This window comes from Marinobacter sp. B-21 (assembly GCF_056857895.1).
Genome location: NZ_JBSXNZ010000075.1, coordinates 1 through 19690, shown reverse-complemented (window position 1 = coordinate 19690; position 19690 = coordinate 1). Strand labels below are relative to the sequence as shown.

At 57.3% G+C, this 19690-nt stretch carries 23 protein-coding genes; 17 read left to right on the top strand and 6 right to left on the bottom strand.

Annotated elements, in window-relative coordinates; translation table 11 throughout:
- On the bottom strand, window positions 1–249 hold a 249-nt coding region (locus AC13C0_RS11695; protein WP_482954431.1), incomplete at its 3' end, for a CoA-transferase.
- Window positions 249–1064: a CoA transferase subunit A gene (locus tag AC13C0_RS11690; protein WP_482954430.1), complete on the bottom strand. Its 816-nt coding sequence runs from the start codon at window positions 1062–1064 to the stop codon at window positions 249–251. The genes AC13C0_RS11695 and AC13C0_RS11690, both read right to left, overlap by 1 nt.
- A gap of 198 nt (window positions 1065–1262) precedes the next feature.
- Here AC13C0_RS11690 and AC13C0_RS11685 point away from each other — a divergent pair, with 198 nt between their 5' ends.
- A complete protein-coding gene (locus AC13C0_RS11685) occupies window positions 1263–2042 on the top strand; it encodes an IclR family transcriptional regulator domain-containing protein (RefSeq protein WP_482954429.1) in 780 nt (259 codons plus the stop codon).
- A 10-nt stretch (window positions 2043–2052) separates the two neighbouring features.
- Here the strand turns inward: AC13C0_RS11685 and AC13C0_RS11680 are convergent, their stop codons facing one another.
- A complete protein-coding gene (locus AC13C0_RS11680) occupies window positions 2053–2955 on the bottom strand; it encodes a LysR family transcriptional regulator (protein WP_482954428.1) in 903 nt (300 codons plus the stop codon).
- A gap of 106 nt (window positions 2956–3061) precedes the next feature.
- On the opposite strand from AC13C0_RS11680, the gene AC13C0_RS11675 reads away from it, so the two are divergent.
- The 9 genes from AC13C0_RS11675 to AC13C0_RS11635 all read left to right on the top strand — a co-directional run bounded on the left by AC13C0_RS11675 (window position 3062) and on the right by AC13C0_RS11635 (window position 11932).
- Window positions 3062–4183, top strand: a complete 1122-nt coding sequence (locus tag AC13C0_RS11675; protein WP_482954427.1) for a muconate/chloromuconate family cycloisomerase — start codon at window positions 3062–3064, stop codon at window positions 4181–4183.
- A gap of 34 nt (window positions 4184–4217) precedes the next feature.
- Window positions 4218–4508, top strand: a complete 291-nt coding sequence (catC, locus tag AC13C0_RS11670) for a muconolactone Delta-isomerase (RefSeq protein ID WP_482954426.1) — start codon at window positions 4218–4220, stop codon at window positions 4506–4508.
- A 70-nt stretch (window positions 4509–4578) separates the two neighbouring features.
- Window positions 4579–5520 (top strand): catechol 1,2-dioxygenase, encoded by a 942-nt coding sequence (catA, locus tag AC13C0_RS11665; RefSeq protein ID WP_482954425.1) that lies wholly within the window; start codon window positions 4579–4581, stop codon window positions 5518–5520.
- 12 nt (window positions 5521–5532) lie between these two features.
- Complete coding sequence (locus AC13C0_RS11660) at window positions 5533–6918, top strand: Rieske 2Fe-2S domain-containing protein (protein WP_482954424.1); 1386 nt, start codon at window positions 5533–5535, stop codon at window positions 6916–6918.
- Entirely contained in the window at window positions 6915–7406 is a 492-nt protein-coding gene (gene benB, locus AC13C0_RS11655) for a benzoate 1,2-dioxygenase small subunit (protein WP_482954423.1), read from the top strand. Before AC13C0_RS11660 ends, benB begins: the two co-directional genes overlap by 4 nt.
- Window positions 7407–7426: 20 nt before the next feature.
- Window positions 7427–8455: a benzoate 1,2-dioxygenase electron transfer component BenC gene (gene benC, locus AC13C0_RS11650; RefSeq protein WP_482954422.1), complete on the top strand. Its 1029-nt coding sequence runs from the start codon at window positions 7427–7429 to the stop codon at window positions 8453–8455.
- On the top strand, window positions 8452–9231 hold the full coding sequence (gene benD, locus AC13C0_RS11645; RefSeq protein ID WP_482954421.1) for a benzoate diol dehydrogenase BenD: 780 nt from the start codon (window positions 8452–8454) through the stop codon (window positions 9229–9231). The genes benC and benD overlap by 4 nt, the downstream gene beginning before the upstream one ends.
- A 60-nt stretch (window positions 9232–9291) precedes the next feature.
- Complete coding sequence (locus AC13C0_RS11640; RefSeq protein WP_482954420.1) at window positions 9292–10638, top strand: MFS transporter; 1347 nt, start codon at window positions 9292–9294, stop codon at window positions 10636–10638.
- 118 nt (window positions 10639–10756) lie between these two features.
- The gene (locus AC13C0_RS11635) at window positions 10757–11932 is read left to right on the top strand and encodes a benzoate/H(+) symporter BenE family transporter (protein ID WP_482954419.1); all 1176 of its coding nucleotides are present in this window, start codon (window positions 10757–10759) and stop codon (window positions 11930–11932) included.
- Window positions 11933–11952: 20 nt separating this feature from the next.
- On the opposite strand, the gene AC13C0_RS11630 is transcribed toward AC13C0_RS11635, so the two are convergent.
- Entirely contained in the window at window positions 11953–12861 is a 909-nt protein-coding gene (locus tag AC13C0_RS11630) for a LysR family transcriptional regulator (RefSeq protein WP_482954418.1), read from the bottom strand.
- Window positions 12862–13027: 166 nt separating this feature from the next.
- Here AC13C0_RS11630 and AC13C0_RS11625 point away from each other — a divergent pair, with 166 nt between their 5' ends.
- Genes AC13C0_RS11625 through codA form a run of 4 tightly spaced genes read left to right on the top strand, consistent with a single transcriptional unit; the run spans window position 13028 to window position 16522 of the window.
- Window positions 13028–13471, top strand: coding sequence for a DoxX family protein (locus AC13C0_RS11625; RefSeq protein WP_482954417.1), 444 nt, complete (start codon window positions 13028–13030; stop codon window positions 13469–13471).
- Window positions 13472–13474: 3 nt separating this feature from the next.
- Window positions 13475–14422 carry a glutathione S-transferase family protein gene (locus AC13C0_RS11620; protein WP_482954416.1) on the top strand — a complete coding sequence of 316 codons (948 nt, stop codon included), beginning with the start codon at window positions 13475–13477 and terminating at the stop codon, window positions 14420–14422.
- A 17-nt stretch (window positions 14423–14439) separates the two neighbouring features.
- Window positions 14440–15270: a DODA-type extradiol aromatic ring-opening family dioxygenase gene (locus tag AC13C0_RS11615; RefSeq protein WP_482954415.1), complete on the top strand. Its 831-nt coding sequence runs from the start codon at window positions 14440–14442 to the stop codon at window positions 15268–15270.
- Between the two features lie 22 nt (window positions 15271–15292).
- On the top strand, window positions 15293–16522 hold the full coding sequence (codA, locus tag AC13C0_RS11610) for a cytosine deaminase (protein WP_482954414.1): 1230 nt from the start codon (window positions 15293–15295) through the stop codon (window positions 16520–16522).
- Between the two features lie 80 nt (window positions 16523–16602).
- Here the strand turns inward: codA and AC13C0_RS11605 are convergent, their stop codons facing one another.
- Both AC13C0_RS11605 and AC13C0_RS11600 read right to left on the bottom strand, forming a co-directional pair.
- Entirely contained in the window at window positions 16603–16959 is a 357-nt protein-coding gene (locus AC13C0_RS11605; protein WP_482954413.1) for an NADPH-dependent FMN reductase, read from the bottom strand.
- 557 nt (window positions 16960–17516) lie between these two features.
- A complete protein-coding gene (locus tag AC13C0_RS11600; RefSeq protein ID WP_081432094.1) occupies window positions 17517–17681 on the bottom strand; it encodes a helix-turn-helix transcriptional regulator in 165 nt (54 codons plus the stop codon).
- Between the two features lie 243 nt (window positions 17682–17924).
- Between AC13C0_RS11600 and AC13C0_RS11595 the strand changes: the two genes are divergently transcribed.
- From AC13C0_RS11595 to AC13C0_RS11585, 3 genes are all read left to right on the top strand, one after another.
- Window positions 17925–18419, top strand: a complete 495-nt coding sequence (locus tag AC13C0_RS11595) for a putative molybdenum carrier protein (protein ID WP_236040533.1) — start codon at window positions 17925–17927, stop codon at window positions 18417–18419.
- Window positions 18420–18530: 111 nt separating this feature from the next.
- Window positions 18531–19136: a DUF6088 family protein gene (locus AC13C0_RS11590; protein WP_011783945.1), complete on the top strand. Its 606-nt coding sequence runs from the start codon at window positions 18531–18533 to the stop codon at window positions 19134–19136.
- The gene (locus tag AC13C0_RS11585) at window positions 19129–19605 is read left to right on the top strand and encodes a nucleotidyl transferase AbiEii/AbiGii toxin family protein (RefSeq protein ID WP_482954412.1); all 477 of its coding nucleotides are present in this window, start codon (window positions 19129–19131) and stop codon (window positions 19603–19605) included. Before AC13C0_RS11590 ends, AC13C0_RS11585 begins: the two co-directional genes overlap by 8 nt.
- The last annotated feature ends 85 nt before the right edge of the window (window positions 19606–19690 follow it).

The following is a 19690-nucleotide window of genomic DNA, read 5'->3' as shown; positions in this document are numbered from 1 at the left end:
CGGTACCGACACTGTGGTCAGCGCAGATTCACACAGCTCGCCATCACCGATGGAAAGCGGAAGCACATCCGGTTTGGTCTGCAGGGTGCCGGATTCGTAGATCAGCGTTACATCGGGCGCATGGGTCAGGCGCGCCAGGTTAGCCGCCTCGCTGGGCAGGCCAATGCCCACGAAGCAGGTCATGTCGCTGGTCAGTGCCCGGGCGGCAGTGACGCTCATCATTTCCGAAGAGGTAAATTCAAGGCTCATCACGCAGCTCCTTTCTCAAATACGTTGTCTTTCAGCCAGGCCTGGAAGGTGTCGCGGTCACGGGCAATGCCATCCCAGTCCTTGTAGAAGGCGTTGTCCCGGTCGTAGTAGCCCAGGGCATAGGAAGGCTTGGCACCTTTCGGAGCTTCGGCGATGGCGGTTATCGCCCAGGATGGCAGTACGCAGGCGTTTACAGAGGCGCCGAGGTCGTCGACAACCTCTTCCACGGTGACGATGCTGCGCTTGGCGGCCAGCACCACTTCCTTCTGGATGCCTACAATGCCTTCAATCAGCACGTTACCTTTCCGGTCGGCCCGCTGGGCGTGTATGACGGCGACATCCGGGCGAATGGATGGTACAGCGGCCAGGCGCTCGCCGGTGAACGGGCAGTCAATGAATTTGATCTGGTCATTCACCTTTGGCAGGTCGCTGCCCACATAGCCACGCAGCACCGCAAACGGCAGTCCGGCTGCGCCGGCTTCATAGGCGTTGGCCATGGCGGCATGACTGTGCTCAAGGATTTCCAGCTTGTTCGGCCAGCCTTTTTCAACGGCGTCCCGCAGGCGATGCAGGGAACCCACGCCCGGGTTGCCGCCCCAGGAGAAAATCAGCTTCTTCGCACAGCCGGCGCCAATCATCTGATCATACACCAGGTCCGGAGTCATCCGGATGAGTGTCAGGTCGCGCTTGCCCTGGCGGATGATTTCGTGGCCCGCAGCGAATGGAATCAGGTGGGTAAAGCCTTCCATCGCAACGGTGTCGCCGTTGTTGATGTGTTTGCTTACCGCTTCCTGGAGAGAGAGAAATTCAGCCATCGCAGTGTCTCCATCGTGTTTCGGTTGATAAGTTCGATATGCGAACATAAGTTCAATATGCGAACATAATGGCTCAAAGGTTTTACCGTCGTCAAGTACAAATTTTCACCAGTTGGCAGAAATGCACGGATGTTCGGAGAGCGAACTAGCTGATACCATGCGCTGACATCGACTTGCCAAGGCGCTGAAGGAGCCGGAATGGACGAACAGATTCTCAAGCCGGGAGACCGGGATTACGTGGGGGCGCTGGCCTCCGGGCTGGACGTGTTGCAGGCGTTTGATGGTGAGCATCCGCGCATGACGCTCAGTGAAGTGGCCGCCAGGACCGACATGGATCGGGCCAAGGCCCGTCGATTTCTGCTGACCCTGCACGCTCTGGGTTTCGTGAAGCGTACCGGCCGCCAATTCGAGCTGACGCCTCGGGTGCTGCAGCTGGGCTACGCCTATCAGGCGTCGAACCAGTATCGGGCGGTGATTCAGCAATACCTGGAAGACATCACTGCCGAGCTTGGTGAATCCTCTTCCCTGGCGGTATTGGATGGCGACGATGTGGTCTACGTGGTGCGCTCGGCGGCGCGGCATCGACTGATGGCGATTACGCTCTCGGTGGGTACGCGCTTGCCTGCGGCCTACACGTCCATGGGGCGGGTGTTGCTGGCACAGCTGCCGGAATCGGAGCTGGCTGCGTTTCTGGACCGAATCCGGCTGGAGCGTTTCACCGAGTCATCGGTTATCGACAAAGCTGCGCTGCGCTGCGCCATCGACCAGGCTCGTGAGCAGGGCTACTCCATTGTCGACCAGGAGCTGGATTCGGGGTTGCGCTCTGTGGCGGTGCCGGTGTTTGCCGGCAGTGGTGAACTGCTTGGCGCGATCAATATCAGCACCAATGCCGCGCGAGTGGATATGGAGACTTTGATAAATGTCTACCTGCCGCGGTTGCAGGAAGCGGCTGAGGCAGTGCGGCGGACGACACGATGAATGTGTTGGATTACGGGTAGCGCCCTGTCAGCCGGTTTTCCACCAGCTCACCCAGAATGGTATTGGCCAGCCGCATAACGGCATTCGGATTCTCTCCGCGCCGGCGTGAGGCGATCACCGGGGTGGTGATGTTGTTGTCCTCCAGTGGCATGTATTCCACGCCCTCGCGGTTTAGCTTTCGGACCTGTTCAGGAACCAGCGTAAACCCCATATCCGATGCCACCAGAGACAGCGCTGTTTGAAGGTCGTTGACCTGCTGGCTGACATGGATTTTCAGGCCGCGACGGTGAAACAGCCCCTGGGTGATGTCGGCAAAGTTCGGCCCGGGGCCGGAAGGGAAGGTGACCATTGGCCACTCCGAGAGCTCTTTCATGGAGGGCGGGTGACCGGTTAGCTGATGGCCGGCCGGGATGGCCGCGATGATCGGCTCATCAAACAGGTTTTCCTGCTCCACATCCGGGTCTTCAATTCTCAGTCGGCCGAAACCGATATCGATTTTGCCGGACTTGAGTGCCTCAACCTGCTCGCGGGTTTTCAGTTCGTGCAGCACAATTTCCAGGTTCTTGTTCTGGCGCAGCCGGCGCACCATCAGTGGCAATTGCCCATAGAACACGGACGGGACGAAGCCAATTGAAAAAATGGTTTTCCGGTGCTGGGCAATACGGCGGGTGTCCTCAACGGTGGCGCCCACCTTGTCCAGAATCTGCTGGGCCTGCTCCAGAAAATATTCCCCGCCCGTGGTTAGCTCCAGTCCTCGGGGTTTGCGGATAAACAATTCCACCCCGATCTCTTCTTCCAGCTGTTTGATGGCCCGGGTCAGCGGTGGTTGCGCAATAAACAGTTTTTCTGCCGCCCGGGTCAGGTTGCCCGCCTCTGCCACGGCAACGAAGTACCGCAAGTGTCGCAGCTCCATCCATACCTCCAAGGTATCGGTTATTACTTAATCAATATTGGTTCACATAACGGAAACTTCGTACTGTTCGAATCACAGGCTTTTTTACTTGCGATTCGGAGAGCACATGTCCGCCACCATTCAGTCCATTGAAGCGATCCTGGTCGATATTCCGACCATCCGCCCTCACAAGCTATCCATGACAACCATGGGGGTTCAGAGCATGGTGATCGTGCGGATGAAAGACTCCGGCGGTCTTGAGGGACTGGGTGAGGCGACCACGATTGGTGGACTGGCCTACGGCCCGGAAAGTCCCGAAAGCGTAAAGCTTACCATTGATACCTATTTCAAGTCGCAACTGATTGGCCAGCCTGTGGGTAACATCAATACCCTGAGGGTAATGCTGGACCGCTCAACCCGCGGTAACAACCTGGCGAAGTCGGCCATCGAGACAGCGCTGCTGGATCTGCAGGGCAAGCGTCTGAATCGCCCGGTATCCGATCTGCTCGGTGGAGCGATTCACCAGCACATGCCGGTGCTCTGGACCTTGGCCAGCGGCGATACCGCCAGGGATATCGAAGAGGCGCTGAGCCTGATCGAAACCCGCCGCCATTGCGACTTCAAGCTCAAGATTGGTTCCCGAGAGCTGATGGAAGACGTTCGCCATGTGGCTGCCATTAAAGAGGCAGTCGGTGAAAGCGCCAGCGTGCGTGTCGACGTCAACCAGGCCTGGGACGAAGCCACCGCCGCCAAAGGTATGGCCGAGTTGCAGGCCGCCGGTATCGATCTGGTGGAGCAGCCGACGCCCATGAAGGATTACGCCGCGCTGGTACGACTTTCCGAGAAATTCCATCTGCCTATTCTGGCCGACGAGGCGGTGGCGGACGCCAAGGATATGTACAACCTGGCCGCCGCCGGCTTTGCCGGTGCGGTTGCCATGAAGATTGCCAAAGCGGGTGGCCCCGCCCGAGCCCTGGAACAGGCCGTCGTGGCCCAGGCTGCGGGTATCGGCCTGTACGGCGGCACCCTGCTCGAAGGCACCATCGGCACAGCCGTCGCCCTGCATGCCTGGTCAACCCTGGAGAACCTGCACTGGGGCACCGAAATGTTCGGCCCGCTGTTGATGAAGGACGACATCGTGGTCAAGCCGCTGAATTTCCACAACAACGGCGTGGAACTGCCACAGGGCCCGGGCCTGGGTGTGGAAATTGATGAAGACAAGCTCACCCACTATCGCCGGAAAGCCTGAGGCACCGGAACGTTCCGATAACGGAGGAAAGCACATGCTGTTCAAAGTCGAGATGAAGGTGAACATCCCCCACGACATGCCCGCCGAAGTGACTGCGGACATCAAGGCTCGGGAGAAAGCTTATGCCCAGGATCTGCAGACGCAGGGTAAGTGGCGTCACCTCTGGCGGGTGGCGGGCAGCTACGCCAACGTCAGCATTTTTGATGTGGAAGACAACGCCGAGTTGCAGGAGCTGATCAGCAACCTGCCGTTGTTCCCCTTCATGGATATCACTGTCGCGCCACTGTGCCGGCATCCATCTTCCATCCACGAGGATGACCGTTAAAACCCAACGCACCGTTGCCAACTGATGAGCTGGTTTGAGCAACAACAACAAGAGCACGAGGAGACCAACAATGACCGTTAAAACCATGCAAACCGCGGAAGTGAAGGACCTGCTGGAGAAAGTTGCCGGCTTCAACCAGGACGGTGGTAACGACCGGGTGAAGAAGATTGTTCACCGTTTGATGCACGATATTTTCCAGATCGTTGAAGACTTCGACGTCACGGCCGAAGAGTTCTGGCAGGCCGTCTACTACGTGGGTGACCTGGGCGCGAACGGCGAAGCTGCCCTGCTGGCGCCGGGCCTGGGTATGGACAAGTACCTGGATATCCGGATGGATGCAGAAGACGAGCAGGCGGGTCTTGATGGCGGTACCCCGAGAACGATTGAGGGGCCGCTTTACGTGGCCGGTGCGCCGATCAGTGACAGTTTCGCCCGTATGGACGACGGTTCCGATGAGAGTGCCGAGACCATGATTCTGAGTGGCCAGGTCACCGACGAAAAAGGCCAGCCAGTGGCCAACGCCGTGGTTGACGTCTGGCACGCCAACACCATGGGTAATTACTCCTACTTCGACCAGTCCCAGAGCGACTATAACCTGCGTCGCCGTATCCGGACCGACGAAAACGGCCGCTACACTGCCCGTTCCATCATTCCGTCCGGTTACGGATGCCCTCCAGAGGGTTCCACCCAGGCGCTGCTGAACCTGTTGGGGCGTCACGGCAACCGTCCCGCCCACATTCACTTCTTTATCTCCAAGCCGGGCTTCAAGCACCTGACCACCCAGATCAACCTGGCCGGCGATGAGTACACCTACGACGACTTTGCGTTCGCAACCCGGGAAGAGCTGGTGATCGAGGCGAACCGCGTTGACGATCCGGCCAAAGCCGAGCAGTTCGGCCTGAACAAGCCGTTCACCGAGGTGGAGTTCAACATCCAGCTGGTGTCCACCGACAAATCCGAGCTGCAAACCCGCCATGAGCGCAAGCGTGCTCTTGAAGGCGAAGCCGCGTAAGGAGGATTCATCATGACTCGCCAACTCGACAGACTCGAAAAGCAGATCCGAGGAGTGGTAGAAGCCGACCCGACCACTGGCCATTACCGCTGCGACCGAAGCATCTTCACCGACCAGGAATTGTTTGACCTGGAGATGAAGCACATTTTTGAAGGCAACTGGATCTACCTGGCCCACGAAAGCCAGGTGGAGAATCCCGGTGATTACTTCACCACGACGGTAGGTCGCCAACCGGTGGTTATCACCCGGACCAAGGATGGCGAGCTCAAGGCGATGCTCAATACCTGTTCCCACCGTGGCGCTACCTTGTGCCGCAAGAAGCGTGGCAACAAGTCCTCATTCACCTGCCCGTTCCACGGCTGGACCTTCAAGAACGACGGCAAGCTGCTGAAAGCCCGTGATCAGAAGAAGGGCGGCTACCCGGACAGCTTCAACACCGACGGCTCCCACGACCTCAGGCTGCTGCCCATGTTCGAATCCTATCGCGGTTTTCTGTTCGGTAGCCTGAGCTCTGATGTGCTGCCGCTGGAAGAGTACCTGGGCGAAACCACCAAGATCATCGACAACATCGTTGATCAGGCGGAAGACGGCCTGGAAGTGCTGCGTGGCGCCTCCACCTACACTTATGAAGGCAACTGGAAACTGACCGCCGAGAACGGCGCTGATGGCTATCACGTCGGCACCGTGCACTGGAATTACCTGTCCACCATGGGGCAACGCAACTACGACAAAGGCGGCACTGAGGCGGTTGACGCCAAGAGCTGGTCCAACGAGGGCGGTTTCTACTCGTTCGAGAACGGCCACATGATGCTGTGGACCCGCCTGATGAACCCGGAAGTACGCCCGGTGTTTGGCCAACTCAAGCGTTTGGAGGAGCAGTATGGTGAAGCCCGCGCCGACTCTATCGTGCGCACCACCAAAAACCTGTGCCTGTACCCGAATGTCTACCTGATGGACCAGTTCTCCACCCAGATTCGCGTGCTGCGTCCGATTTCCGTCAACAAGACAGAAATCACCATCTACTGCTGGGCTCCGAAGAACGAGCCGGCAGCCGATCGCGCCAAGCGTATCCGCCAGTATGAAGACTTCTTCAACGTCAGTGGCATGGGTACCCCGGACGATCTGGAAGAGTTCCGGGGCTGCCAGGAAGGCTACGAAGCCAGTGGCCTGAAATGGAACGACATGAGCCGCGGTGCCAAGCACTGGATCGAAGGTCCGGACGAAGGTGCCAGTGCCATCGGCCTCAAGCCCATCCTGAGTGGTGCCAAGCCGGAAGATGAAGGTCTTTATGTGACCCACCATCAGCATTGGGTGGACGAGATGACCAGGGCCGTCGAAACGGAGCGAGCCCGCTTCATTTCTCTCGCTACCACATCGTCAGAGGAGGCTTCCGCATGAGCATGACCTTCGAACAGATTCAGGCGTTTGTGTACCGCGAAGCCCGCCTGCTGGATGACCGCGAGTGGGATCAGTGGCTGCAGTGCTACCACGAAGATGTCACCTACTGGATGCCGTCCTGGGATGATGAAGACCAGCTGACCGAAGATCCGCAAACCGAGATCTCGCTGATCTATTACCCGAACCGACAGGGCCTGGAAGATCGGGTTTACCGGATCAAGACCGAGCGTTCGGGCGCCAGCTCCCTGCCGGAGCCTCGGACCACCCATCTGACCTCCAACCTGGAAATCCTGGAGCGGAACGGTGACACGGTAAAACTGCGGTTCAACTGGCAGACCAACAGTCACCGGTATCACAAGACCCAGACTTTCTTTGGTACGTCCTTCTACACCCTTGATGTCAGCGGTGAGCAGCCCCTGATTACCGAGAAGAAGGTGATCCTGAACAACGATTACATCAACCAGGTAATTGATATCTATCACCTGTAATGGGTGGGGAGAGCATCATCATGAGCTACAACATTGCACTCAACTTTGAAGACGGCGTTACCCGTTTTGTGTCCTGTAATGAGGGCGAAACGGTCCTCGATGCCGCCTACCGCGCGCAGATCAACCTGCCGATGGACTGCTCCGATGGCGTTTGCGGTACCTGCAAGGGTGCCTGCCATCAGGGCGATTTCGATATGGGTGATGAGTACATCGACGAGGCATTGTCTGATGAGGAAGCCGAGCAGGGTAAGGTTCTGACCTGCCAGATGGTGCCCTCCAGCGATTGCGTGGTGGAAGTGCCTGTCGCTTCTACCATGTGCAAGACGGGTAATGCCGAAGTCACTGGCACTGTGGCTGAAGTGAACTTGATTTCGCCCACCTCCATTGAACTGAAAATCACCGCGGACGATGACATTGCCTTTTTGCCCGGGCAGTACGTGAACATTCAGGTGCCGGGTACCGACCAGACCCGTGCCTATTCGTTCAGCTCAAAACCCGGCAGCCGGGATCTGAGTTTCCTGATCCGCAATGTGCCGGGCGGGCTGATGAGCTCCTGGCTGGTGGGCAAGGCCCGTACCGGTGACAAGGTCACCCTGACCGGCCCCATGGGCAGCTTCTATTTGCGACCCATCGAGCGTCCGGTACTGATGCTGGCGGGTGGTACTGGCCTGGCGCCGTTCCTGGCAAAACTGGAGCACATGAAGGCCAACGGCTGCGACCTGCCGACGCATCTCATCTACGGCGTCACCAATGATGAGGATCTGGTGTGCCTGGATATCCTGGATCGCTTTGCCGAGGAGTTGGAGAACTTCAGCTACATCACCGTGGTGTCCGGCGCCGACAGCAACCATCCGCGCAAGGGGTATGTCACCCAGCACATGGACAAAGCACCGCTCAATGAAGGCGATGTGGATGTTTACCTGTGTGGCCCACCGCCCATGGTAGACGCCGTGCTGGGCTACTTCCGTGAGCAGGGTATCGAGCCGAACTCGTTCCACTATGAGAAGTTTACCCCGAGCGTTCCGGCTGCCGAGGAGAAAGTCGCATGAACCCGCGCTTCACCAACAAGGTGATGGTGATCACCGGTGCGGCCCAGGGCATTGGCCGGCGGGTTGCGGAACTGGCCGGAGCCGAAGGCGCCCGGCTGGTTCTGGTGGATATCGCGGACTATGTGCAGGGTGTTGCCTCCGAGTTGCGTGACCAGGGCGTTGAAGCCCTGGCCGTGCAGGCCAACCTGGAAACCTGGGAAGGCGCGGAAATGGTGATGGACAAAGCCCACGAGCAGTATGGCCGTATCGACATCCTGATCAATAACGTCGGCGGCACCATCTGGGCCCAGCCATTCGAGCACTACCAGCCCGAACAGATCCAGAAGGAAATACAGCGTTCCCTGTTCCCGACTCTGTGGTGCTGCCGCGCAGTTCTGCCCTACATGGTGGAACAGAAAGGTGGCGTCATCGTGAATGTGTCCTCAGTGGCCACCCGCGGCTTGATGCGGGTGCCCTACGGCGCCGCCAAGGGTGGGGTGAACGCCATGACAGTGAACCTCGCCTTCGAATACGCCGAGCATGGTATTCGCGTTAACGCGACGGCTCCCGGCGGTACCGAAGCGCCGCCCCGGCTGACTCCGCGCAACACCGACGCACAGGGCGAACAGGGAAAAGCCTGGTATCAGACTCTGGTCGACCAGACCAACGCAACCAGCTTTATGAACCGCTACGGCACCCTGGAAGAGCAGGCGGAGCCGATCCTGTTTCTGGCCTCGGATGCGGCCAGTTACATGACCGGAACGATTCTGCCCGTGGCCGGCGGAGACTGCGGTTAACGCAAAACGAGATTCATCGGAACTCCCGACAAAAACAACAGCACTCGGAGAAACAGACCCATGAGAAACATAGACGTCAACGACGTTATCGATAACGCAACCTTCAACAAATTTCACTGGAAGGTACTCTTCTGGTGCACCCTGATCATCGTTTTCGACGGTTACGACCTGGTGATTTACGGGGTGGTCCTGCCCTTGCTGATGGACCAATGGAATCTGAACCCTTACGTCGCCGGTCTGCTCGGCAGCAGCGCCTTGTTCGGCATGATGTTTGGTGCCATGGGCTTCGGCATGCTGTCGGATAAATGGGGCCGGAAAAAGGTGATCCTGATGTGTGTGGTGCTGTTCAGCGTGACCACCGTGATCAATGGATTTGCCACCACCCCCTGGCAGTTCGGCATCCTGAGGTTTATTGCCGGTCTCGGTATTGGTGGCGTGATGCCCAACGTGGTGTCGCTGATGAGTGAATACTCACCGGCGCGCAAGCGCAGCACTCTAGTGGCGCTCATGTTCAGCGGCTACGCCGTGGGTGGCATGATGTCGGCAGGCCTGGGTATCTGGATCGTGCCCAACTACGGTTGGGAGATCATGTTCTACCTGGCCATTGTACCGTTGCTGATGCTGCCCCTGATGCTGAAATTCCTGCCCGAATCCGTCGCCTTCCTGATGGCCCAAAAGCGGTCGGGCGAGGCCCGGGAGATCCTGTGCCAAGTGGCACCGTTCAAGGACATTAACGAGCAGGACATACTGATTGTGCCACCCACCACCGATAGCAAGGCGCCGGTTCTGGAGCTGTTCCGGGGTGGCCGTGCCATGAGTACGCTGATGTTCTGGGTGGCGTTCTTCAATTGCCTGCTGATGGTCTACGCCCTCGGCTCCTGGCTGCCGAAGCTGATGTCCGCGGCCGGTTATCCGCTCGATTCCAGCCTGATGTTTCTGATGGTGCTGAACATTGGAGCCATCATCGGTGCCGTGGGTGGCGGCTGGTTGGCCGATCGCTTCTCACTGCGCTCGGTACTGGTGAGCTTTTTCATCCTGGGTTCAGGTTCGCTGATCACCCTGGGCTATGAAAACCCAATGTGGGTTCTCTACACCCTAATGGGCATCGCCGGCGCAACCACCATCGGATCGCAGATCCTGTTGTACGCCTACGTGGCCCAGTACTACCCGATCAGCATCCGGTCCACCGGCCTGGGCTGGGCCTCTGGGATCGGCCGCAACGGCGCCATTGTCGGGCCCATGTTGGGTGGTACCCTGCTGGCATTGGCATTGCCACACCATGTGAACTTCCTGACATTGGCAATACCGGGTGTCATTGCCACGGTTGCTATTGCGCTGGTTGGCCGGCGGTTTGCTGAAAAGCCTGTTCAGTCGGAAGCAGAGGCGGTACTGGCCCCGACTAATTGATTGTGGAGCGTTGATGCACCCCTGAGGGAGACTGACAGTCTAACCCCTCGTTTGCCCCGGCACGTATGTGTCCGGGGCTTTTTTCCGCTCTTGGAGAATAGATAAGAAGGAATTGAGCATGCCGCAGCTTTTCCGTGATATGTCGTTATCCGCCGTTGCTGCCGGCTTCCTGGCGGTGCTGGTTTCGTACGCTGGGCCTTTGGCCATCTTTTTTCATGCTGGCGCGGTGGCGGATATTTCAGCCCAGATGATGACGTCCTGGGTCTGGGCCATTTCAATGGGCGCGGCGGCTTCAGGTATCCTGCTTTCGCTCTGGCTCAAGGCGCCGGTTGTCACCGCCTGGTCGGCTCCGGGAACAGCGCTGCTGGTGACTCTGTTCCCCGAGCTGTCACTGAACGAGGCGGTGGGTGCCTACATTACTGCCGCAGTGATCATCTTCATTATCGGGGTGTCTGGCACCTTTGATGCCTTTGTGCGAGCCATTCCCAAAGGCGTGGCCGCCGGGATGATGGCCGGGATTCTGTTCCAGTTCGGGGTGGGCGCTTTTACCGCCATTGAATCCACACCGGCACTGGCGATCGGCATGCTGCTGGCCTACGTGGTCTTCCGGCGGTTGGTGCCGAAATATACGCTGGTTCTGCTTCTGATTGTCGGGATAGTGCTGGCGGTGGTGCTTGAGGATGCGTCGCTAGCAGGTGTGCGCCTTAGCATGGCGATCCCCCAGTTCATCACGCCGGAATGGAATCTGGGTTCCACCCTGAGCCTGGCCGTCCCCTTGGTTCTGGTCAGCCTGACGGGGCAGTTTCTCCCCGGTATGGCGATTCTGCAGGGAGCCGGGTACCGGGTGAAGGCGAAACCGGTTATTGCCGTGTCCAGCCTGGTATCGCTGCCTATGGCATTGTTCGGCGGTATAACCACGGTGCTTGCCGCGATTACGGCTGCGATATGCACCGGCAAGGATGCCCATGAGGATCCCTCGAAACGATACGTTGCGGGTGTGTTCAATGGCGTTTTTTACCTGGTGGGCGGCCTGTTTGCCGGCACGATTGTCGCGCTCTTTACCTCTTTGCCTGCGGCATTCGTGGCGGTACTGGCCGGCCTCGCCCTGCTTGGGGCCATTGCCAACAACCTGTTCGCGGCGCTGGAGGACGCGAGTCATCGGGAGGCGTCACTGATTACGTTTATTGTGACGGCGTCCGGGCTGTCGTTGTTCGGGTTGTCGTCTGCCTTCTGGGGCGTGGTCGTTGGTTACGGCTGCTACCTGGTACTGAACAGTAAGCCGGGAAAGTGCTGAACAGTCAGTTTCAGAATCCGTCATTCAAAGCTGTCCCAGTAGGGAGGGTCGCCAAAAAAACCATCGATAAAGTCGATAAAACTACGAACCTTGCTTGCCAACAACTGCCGGTGTGCGTACACCGCATAGAGTGCCATTGGCTCCGGTTCGTGGTCAGGCAGGAGGACCTTCAACTTGCCCTCCCTGATCGCAGCCCCAGCGATAAAGGTGGGTTGCAGGACGATCCCCGTGCCGGCAATGGCGGCCTCGACAAGCACGTCGCCGTTGTTGCTGACCATTCCCCGGGTGCTTTCGCGGCTGTTGTCCTGGAGCCATTTCTGTAGGGAGTGGCCGGGGTCCATGTTCATGTAACTGTAGCGCAGGTATCGATGGCCACTGAGGTCTTCCGGTTTACCGGGGGTGCCGTATTGCTCAAGGTAGGCCGGTGATGCACACAGAACCAGCCGCACCGGCGCCAGCCGTTTGGCGATCAGCGAGGAGCTTTTCAGGCGGCCGATGCGCAGCGCGATGTCGAAGCCTTCTTCCACAATGTCGACCTTTCGGTCATTCAGTTGCAGATCGATGCCCACGGCGGGATGCGCTCTCTGGAATTCACTCAGCAGGGGCGCCATGTGGCGAATGGCAAACGAAACCGGGGCGCTTATTCGTAAAAGGCCCTGAGCCTCGGTTTGCAGGTCGCCGAGCTGATTTTCCATGTCATCAATGTCGCTGAGCACCTGCTGGGCACGTTGGTAATAATGGCTGCCCGCTTCGGTCAGGTGGATTCTGCGAGTGGTTCGGTTAAGCAACCGCACGCCCAGGTGGGTCTCCAGTTGGGATACGTATTTGCTGACCAGCTGTGGCGATGTGTCCAGCCGGCCAGCGGCGCGGGTGAAGGTGCCTTCGTTAACCACCGTCACGAAGGCGCGCATGGCGTCGATACGATCCATGGGTGTTGTGTCCTGTTGGGTGTGTTCTTTGATTATCAATGAATCAATGATAATAAAGCAATGATGGCCATCTTAGTCTTTCGATTTGGTGATAGTACAGTGAGTCCATCGCCTGAAGCAGTGACTTCGGGATAAACCAACCAGAGAAAGATTCGAGGTGACTATTATGAACACTCAATTTGCAAAGGCATTGTTCCACTCTAACGGCGGCTTTGCCGCACTGGCACTGCGGGTACCGGTTGGCCTGGTACTGGCTGCCCATGGTGCACAGAAACTCTTCGGCTGGTTCGGTGGCTACGGGCTGGAAGGCTCCGGGCAGTGGCTGGCCAGCATTGGCCTGGAGCCGGGTTATCTGATGGCGCTGCTGGCAGGTGGTGCCGAGTTCTTTGGCGGTCTGGCATTGGTGCTTGGCCTGCTTACACGTCCCGCGGCCCTGGTTGCAGCCTTTACCATGTTGGTGGCCATCTTCTCTGTTCACATCGGCAACGGGCTGTTCATGTCCAATAATGGCTACGAGTATGCCCTCACGCTGTTTGTCGTCACCCTTGCTTTAGCGATTCAGGGCGCAGGCCGGTTTGCTGTGGATAACCTGTTTCACAAAGAGGGCTGAACCATGTTAGTGAACGGGATCTGGAAGGAAAACTGGCAACCGGTGCAGGCGAAAGACGAGGAAGGACGGTTTATTCGCCAGACCTCTCCCTTTCGTAACTGGATTACCCCGGATGGAAAACCGGGCCCCACCGGGGTGGGAGGTTTCAAGGCCGAACAAGGACGTTATCACCTGTACGTGGCCTACATCTGCCCCTGGGCATCGCGAGCCCTGATGGCTCGCGAGCTGAAAGGGCTGAAGGACAAGATTGGTGTGACCGTCGTCAACCCCCGGCTGACCGACCAGGGCTGGCAGTTCGGCGGCTACCCTGGAGCGCAGGAGGATACGCTCAACGGCGCACGCTACATGCACGAGCTGTACACCCGGGCGGATCCACAAATATCGGGCCGCGCCACGGTGCCGGTTATTTGGGACAAACAAACCGGTACCATCGTCAATAACGAGTCTGCGGATATTCTGCGGATGCTGAACACGGCTTTCGCAGAGATTGTGGACCAGGGCCCGGACCTTTACCCGGCGACGTTGGCAGGCGAAATCGACAGGCTTAACGGCTATCTTTACGCAGATCTGAACAACGGCGTGTACCAGGCAGGGTTTGCCTCAAGCCAGGCCGCCTATGATGAGGCCTACACCAAGGTATTTGCCGCCCTGGACGACATGGAGTCGCGGCTGGCGGATGGGCGTTGCTATCTGTTCGGTGATCAACTGACCGAAACTGATGTGCGCCTGTTCGTGACCCTGGTGCGATTCGATGCGGCCTATCACGGTCTGTTCAAGTGCAACCGTAATACCCAGCGCGCCATGCCACGCCTGCACGATTACATGCACCGGATACTGGCGCTTGATGGCATTGCCAATACCGTCAACCTTGATCACATCAAGGCCGGCTATTATTCCATCAAGGCGCTGAACCCGAGTGGTATTGTCCCAGCGGGGCCGGGCGAACTCTGAACAGAGGAACAAACGCCATGAACAAAGACACCGATGTACTGTTTATTTCCCATGGCGGGGGGCCAATGCCGCTGCTGGGGGATTCGGGGCACCGTGAAATGGTGGACCGGTTAACGGAGCTTGCCGGTACCCTGCGCAAACCTTCCGCGATACTGGTGATCAGCGCCCATTGGGAAGAGTCGGTGCCGACCATCACCTCCAGAGCCAGCCCTTCGCTGATCTACGATTATTATGGTTTTCCGTCGGAGGCCTACAAGATCGAGTATCCCGGCCCGGGTGAACCGGCGTTAGCACAGCAGGTCTATCAGGCACTGGATCAGGCCGGAATTCCGGCCCGCCTTGACGATCAGCGGGGCTTTGATCATGGCTTGTTTGTGCCGCTCAAATTGATGTATCCGGCCGCGGATATTCCATGCATTCAGCTCTCGCTGGTAAACAGTCTGGACCCCAGCACTCACCTGGCGATTGGCCAGGCATTGCAGGCCCTGGACTACGACAATCTGCTGGTGATTGGCTCCGGCTTCTCGTTCCATAACATGCGGGCCTTCTTTGCGGAACAGACGGCGGAAATCCAGGCCTGCAATCGGGCCTTCGAGGACTGGCTGGAACAGACCTGTGGCGATACTGCCCTGCAGGAGCCGGAGCGGGCCGAGCTCCTGACTCATTGGGAGCGAGCGCCCCACGCCCGGTTCTGTCACCCCCCGGGAAGAGCACCTTCTGCCATTGCATGTGTGCTACGGACTGGCCAGCCAGCCCAGCGAAACGCATATCGCAGCAAGGATCCTTGGGAAACAGTCGGGGATGTTTTATTGGCGGTGTTAACAGACGCCCTCCAGGATCATAGTTAGTGCACACCTGTAAGGAGATGTTATGAGTGAAGGTCTTAATGCCATCGTCAACGCCCGATTGCAGGGCCGCGAGGGTTTGTACCGACTGACCATTGCCGACGGTCGGTTCAGTGCTATTACTGCCCAGAATGCATCGGAAGATGCGTCAGAAAACCAGCTGGACGCCGGCGGGAATCTGGCGATTCCTCCGTTCGTGGAGCCGCATATCCACCTCGATGCGGCCATGACCGCCGGCGAGCCACGCTGGAACCAGAGCGGTACCCTGTTTGAGGGTATTGAGTGCTGGTCCGAGCGCAAAGCCAGCCTGACGCGCGACGACGTGATCGGCCGGGCCGAGCAGACCCTGAAACTGTTTGCCGATAACGGAATTCAGCATGTCCGCACCCATGTGGATGTGACCGACCCCACGCTTACGGGCCTGAAGGCCGTGCTTGAGGTCCGTGAGCGCATGGCTGAAACAGTGGACCTTCAGATTGTTGCTTTTCCACAGGAAGGCCTCTGGTCATTTCCGCAGGGTAAGGAACTGATGGAGGAGGCGGTGCGTCTGGGGGCCGACGTTGTTGGCGGCATTCCCCATTTCGAATTCACCCGGGATTACGGTGTTGAATCGGTACGCTGGCTGGTGGAATTGGCCCACAATCATGACCTTCTGGTAGACGTGCACTGTGACGAGATTGACGACCCCGAGTCCCGCTTCCTGGAGGTTCTGGCCGCCGAAGCGCTCAGGCTGGATTATGGCTCCCGGGTAACCGCAAGCCATACCTGCGCCATGGGCTCCTATAACGACCATTATTGCAGCCGATTATTCCGGCTGTTGCAGAAATCCGGCCTGCGTTTCCTGTCCATGCCCACCGAGAGCCTGCACCTGCAGGGCCGATTCGACGGTTACCCGAAACGTCGTGGCCTCACCCGCGTGCCGGAACTGCTCGATGCGGGACTGAAAGTAGCGTTCGGCCAGGATTCCATCCGCGATCCCTGGTACCCGCTGGGGAACGGCAACATGCTCCGGACCCTGGACGTGGGCCTGCACGCCTGCCACATGCTTGGGATGGGCTGGATTGACCGATGCCTGGAGCTGATCACCGAGAACGGTGCTGTGGCCCTTGACCTGAAAGAGTACGGAATTGAGGAAGGGCTTCCTGCCCGCTGTGTCGTACTTCAGGGCAGATCCCCCTATGAGGTGTTGCTGGGGCAGTTGCCGGTTCTGACGTCGGTTCGTGATGGTCGGGTATTGATCAACAGGCATGGCTGAAACTTCTTGATGAGGGCCTGGCTATAGTCAATGGTCGGCCCTCCGGCACGCTAACCGGGTAAGTGGATTGGGTCAGTGAATCATTCCGAATCGGATTGGCGCAGTGACTTCAACGCCTTTGCCCATCTCGCCATTTCCGTCAGCATGGCACCGGCGGATCCGGTGCCATGCTCGGCTGCAAGGAAACGGCGCTGGTCATCCAGGCTTTCCCAGGGCATCTGGACCATCACGCCCTCCACCATCGGCATCATTTTTAACGTGGTGACCAGCTGCTTCGCGACCTGGGCGGAGCGAATGCCGCCGGAAGCACCGCCGTAGCTTACAAATCCGCAGGGCTTGTAGTTCCACTCGTTGTAAACATAATCCAGCGCGTTCATGAACGAAGGCGGCGGGCAGAAATTGTATTCCGGAATCACAAAAACGTAAGCATCTGCCAAAAAAAGGCCTGCGTTTTCACGCAAGCCTTTGAAAATAATGGCCCGCCCGAGAGGATTCGAACCTCTGACCTCTGACCTCTGACCTCTGACCTCTGACCCTTGCCTCCGGAGTGCGCCTTCGAAGGTAGGCAGCAACCGGTCTAAATCGGTGAAAAGTCTGAAAGATCAAATGCCTAAAGCAAAAAACACCAGCCTCCAAAACCCCGATATATCAGCATTTTAAGCCAATTAGCGCCGAAGTTTGGCACACCTTTGTCAGGTAACCAATGTCCGGAAACAGGACATTTGATCGGTGCCCTCCAGGCACTCTAAACGGACATTTGGATCCAATTTTGTCGGGTCGGGGAGTGCAGAATTGTCAGGATTTCAGTGTCCGGAAATCGGACACGCTTTAGGGTCCGGAGAAAACTACATCGTTGAATTAAATAAACAATAGCATTCCTGCCATCATGCTACGATCAAATCTATCGAGCACGATTCGCTCGGAGAAATGCCATTTCCGCGTGGCTTCTTGATTAGGCGAGGTTGTTTGTATTGCGACATACAATGGTGACGACTCACTGCAAGCCCTCTTCAAAAGCTTGCAGGTCTTCCTCCCTCCAACGAGTTGTCCCCGGGCCGACCTTGACCGGTCGGGGAAATCTCCCCTCTCTGACCCAGCGCCATATAGTTTTAGTTGAGACTTTGTAACGGCTACTCACTTCATCGACGGTGTAAAACATGGGCTTTCTCTCGGCAGTTGCGGAGGTTTCGATTTGTTCCGCTTCAAACGAACCTGTGATACTCCAGATGACGTTGTCTGAATTGATCGATGACAGCATTGATGAATGTCTGATTAGTAGGTATGGCCTGCTTTTGATCGTCAGACTCAAAGGCCGCTCGACTGGGTGAGTGGCGTGGTGGAAAGGCTATCCAATTCCGATGGATGTGGCGACAGATCTGATCGCCGTTGGGAGGCTTAAAGATTGAAAACGACTGATATGAAGCAGTATCCAATGAAAGTCATTAGCGGTGGTCAGACTGGTGCCGACCGCGCGGCACTTGATGCGGCGATAGACCGGGATTACCCGATCGCGGGCGCTTGCCCAAAAGGGCGCCTAGCAGAGGATGGGACGATACCGGAGCGCTACCCGCTTACGGAAATCACTGGAGGCTATCGAGCCCGAACCCGAAAAAATGTTCAGACAGGCGACGGTACGCTTGTTTTCTATCGCGACGAGCTCAAGGGCGGCACAGCATTGACTGTTTCTATGGCTCTGAAGGAGCGGAAACCGCTAAAGCTGATTGATATTTCTGTAGTAGAGCCGGGCCTGGCTGTTGAGAAGATCCGGGAATTTTGCATCGATAATCAGATAGGGACGTTAAATGTTGCAGGTCCGAGAACTTCGCAATGCGCTGGCATTTACCCCTATGTCTTTGAGGTCATTTCTGAGTTGCTAGGTGATAATTCAGGATGTTGATGAGGCTTAGCTCCGCCAATACGTCAGCAAAACTCGATGTTGTCACGTCGATCAAGCTTGAATAGTGTCCGAAAAAGTAGTAGTTTTTCTGACAATGCTTGGAGGTGTGTCATGTCCGTGAAAGAGTCCATTGAGCGTCAAATAGTCAAGCTCCCGCAAGGTGAGCCCTTTACAAATACAAGGTTTCTTCGGCTCGGGTCACGCGCAGCTGTGGATAAGGCTATGTCTAGGCTAGTAGAGGCGGGTGTGATTCAGCGGGTTGCAAGGGGCGTGTTTGTCCGGCCAAAGCAAAGCAGGTTTGTCGGGGTGGTGATGCCCGACGTGTCGCGTGTGGTTGAGGTGATCGCGAAAGAGCATGGAGAAACCATTCAGGTTCACGGGGCAGAAGCGGCTCGCCGCTTCAAGCTCAGTACGCAAATGCCAACGGCACCGGTTTACTACACTAGTGGCCCCACCCGAGAAATTTGCATCGGTAAACTTAAAGTGAGGCTTGTGCACACCAGCAGTCAGAGAAAGCTTCAGCATGCGGGCAAAAGACCTGGCTTGGCCCTCTCTGCTCTTTGGTATCTGGGTAAAAACAACATCAGTACCGAGGTAGTGAAGCGGATCAAAGAGGGGTTGAGCGAAGAAGAGTTCGAGACGTTGCTTTCCTCCCGTATGCCGGCCTGGATGAGCGAGGTGTTCAGGCAATATGAGACTGGCCGTGTCCATGGCTGAGCAGGTATTTCTCGAACTTTCCGCGGAGGAACAACGCGATATCCTTCAAACTGTTGCACCTCAACTGGCTCGCAGTGCATCTGTTTTGGAAAAGGATGTATGGGTCTGCTGGACTCTGCAGGCGCTGTTCTCCATGCCTGGTGCGCACCCGATGGCTTTTAAAGGTGGTACATCGCTCTCCAAAGTTTACGATGTGATTGATCGCTTTTCCGAGGATGTCGATATCACGTTGGATTACAGGGCCTTCGAGGACGGCTTTGACCCATTCGCAGGGGGCGTAAGTCGTACCAAAACCAAGCAGTTTAGTGAACGACTGAAAAGTTATGTTTTTGCCTATGCGAACGAAGTGGTCGTTCCACACCTAGAAAGTGAATTGGCTAAATTGCCAGTATCCGAGCATCGCACCGTTGAGCTAGCCCGAACATTTCATAAACACCCCAAGCAGCAGCCACGAAATTTTCTCGGTTAGCCCATTACGCCCAGATATGAGAATTATTAGTAGTATGCGCGCCAATGTCGCTCTGATGTCATCCAGTCACCGGCCTTAAGTGTTT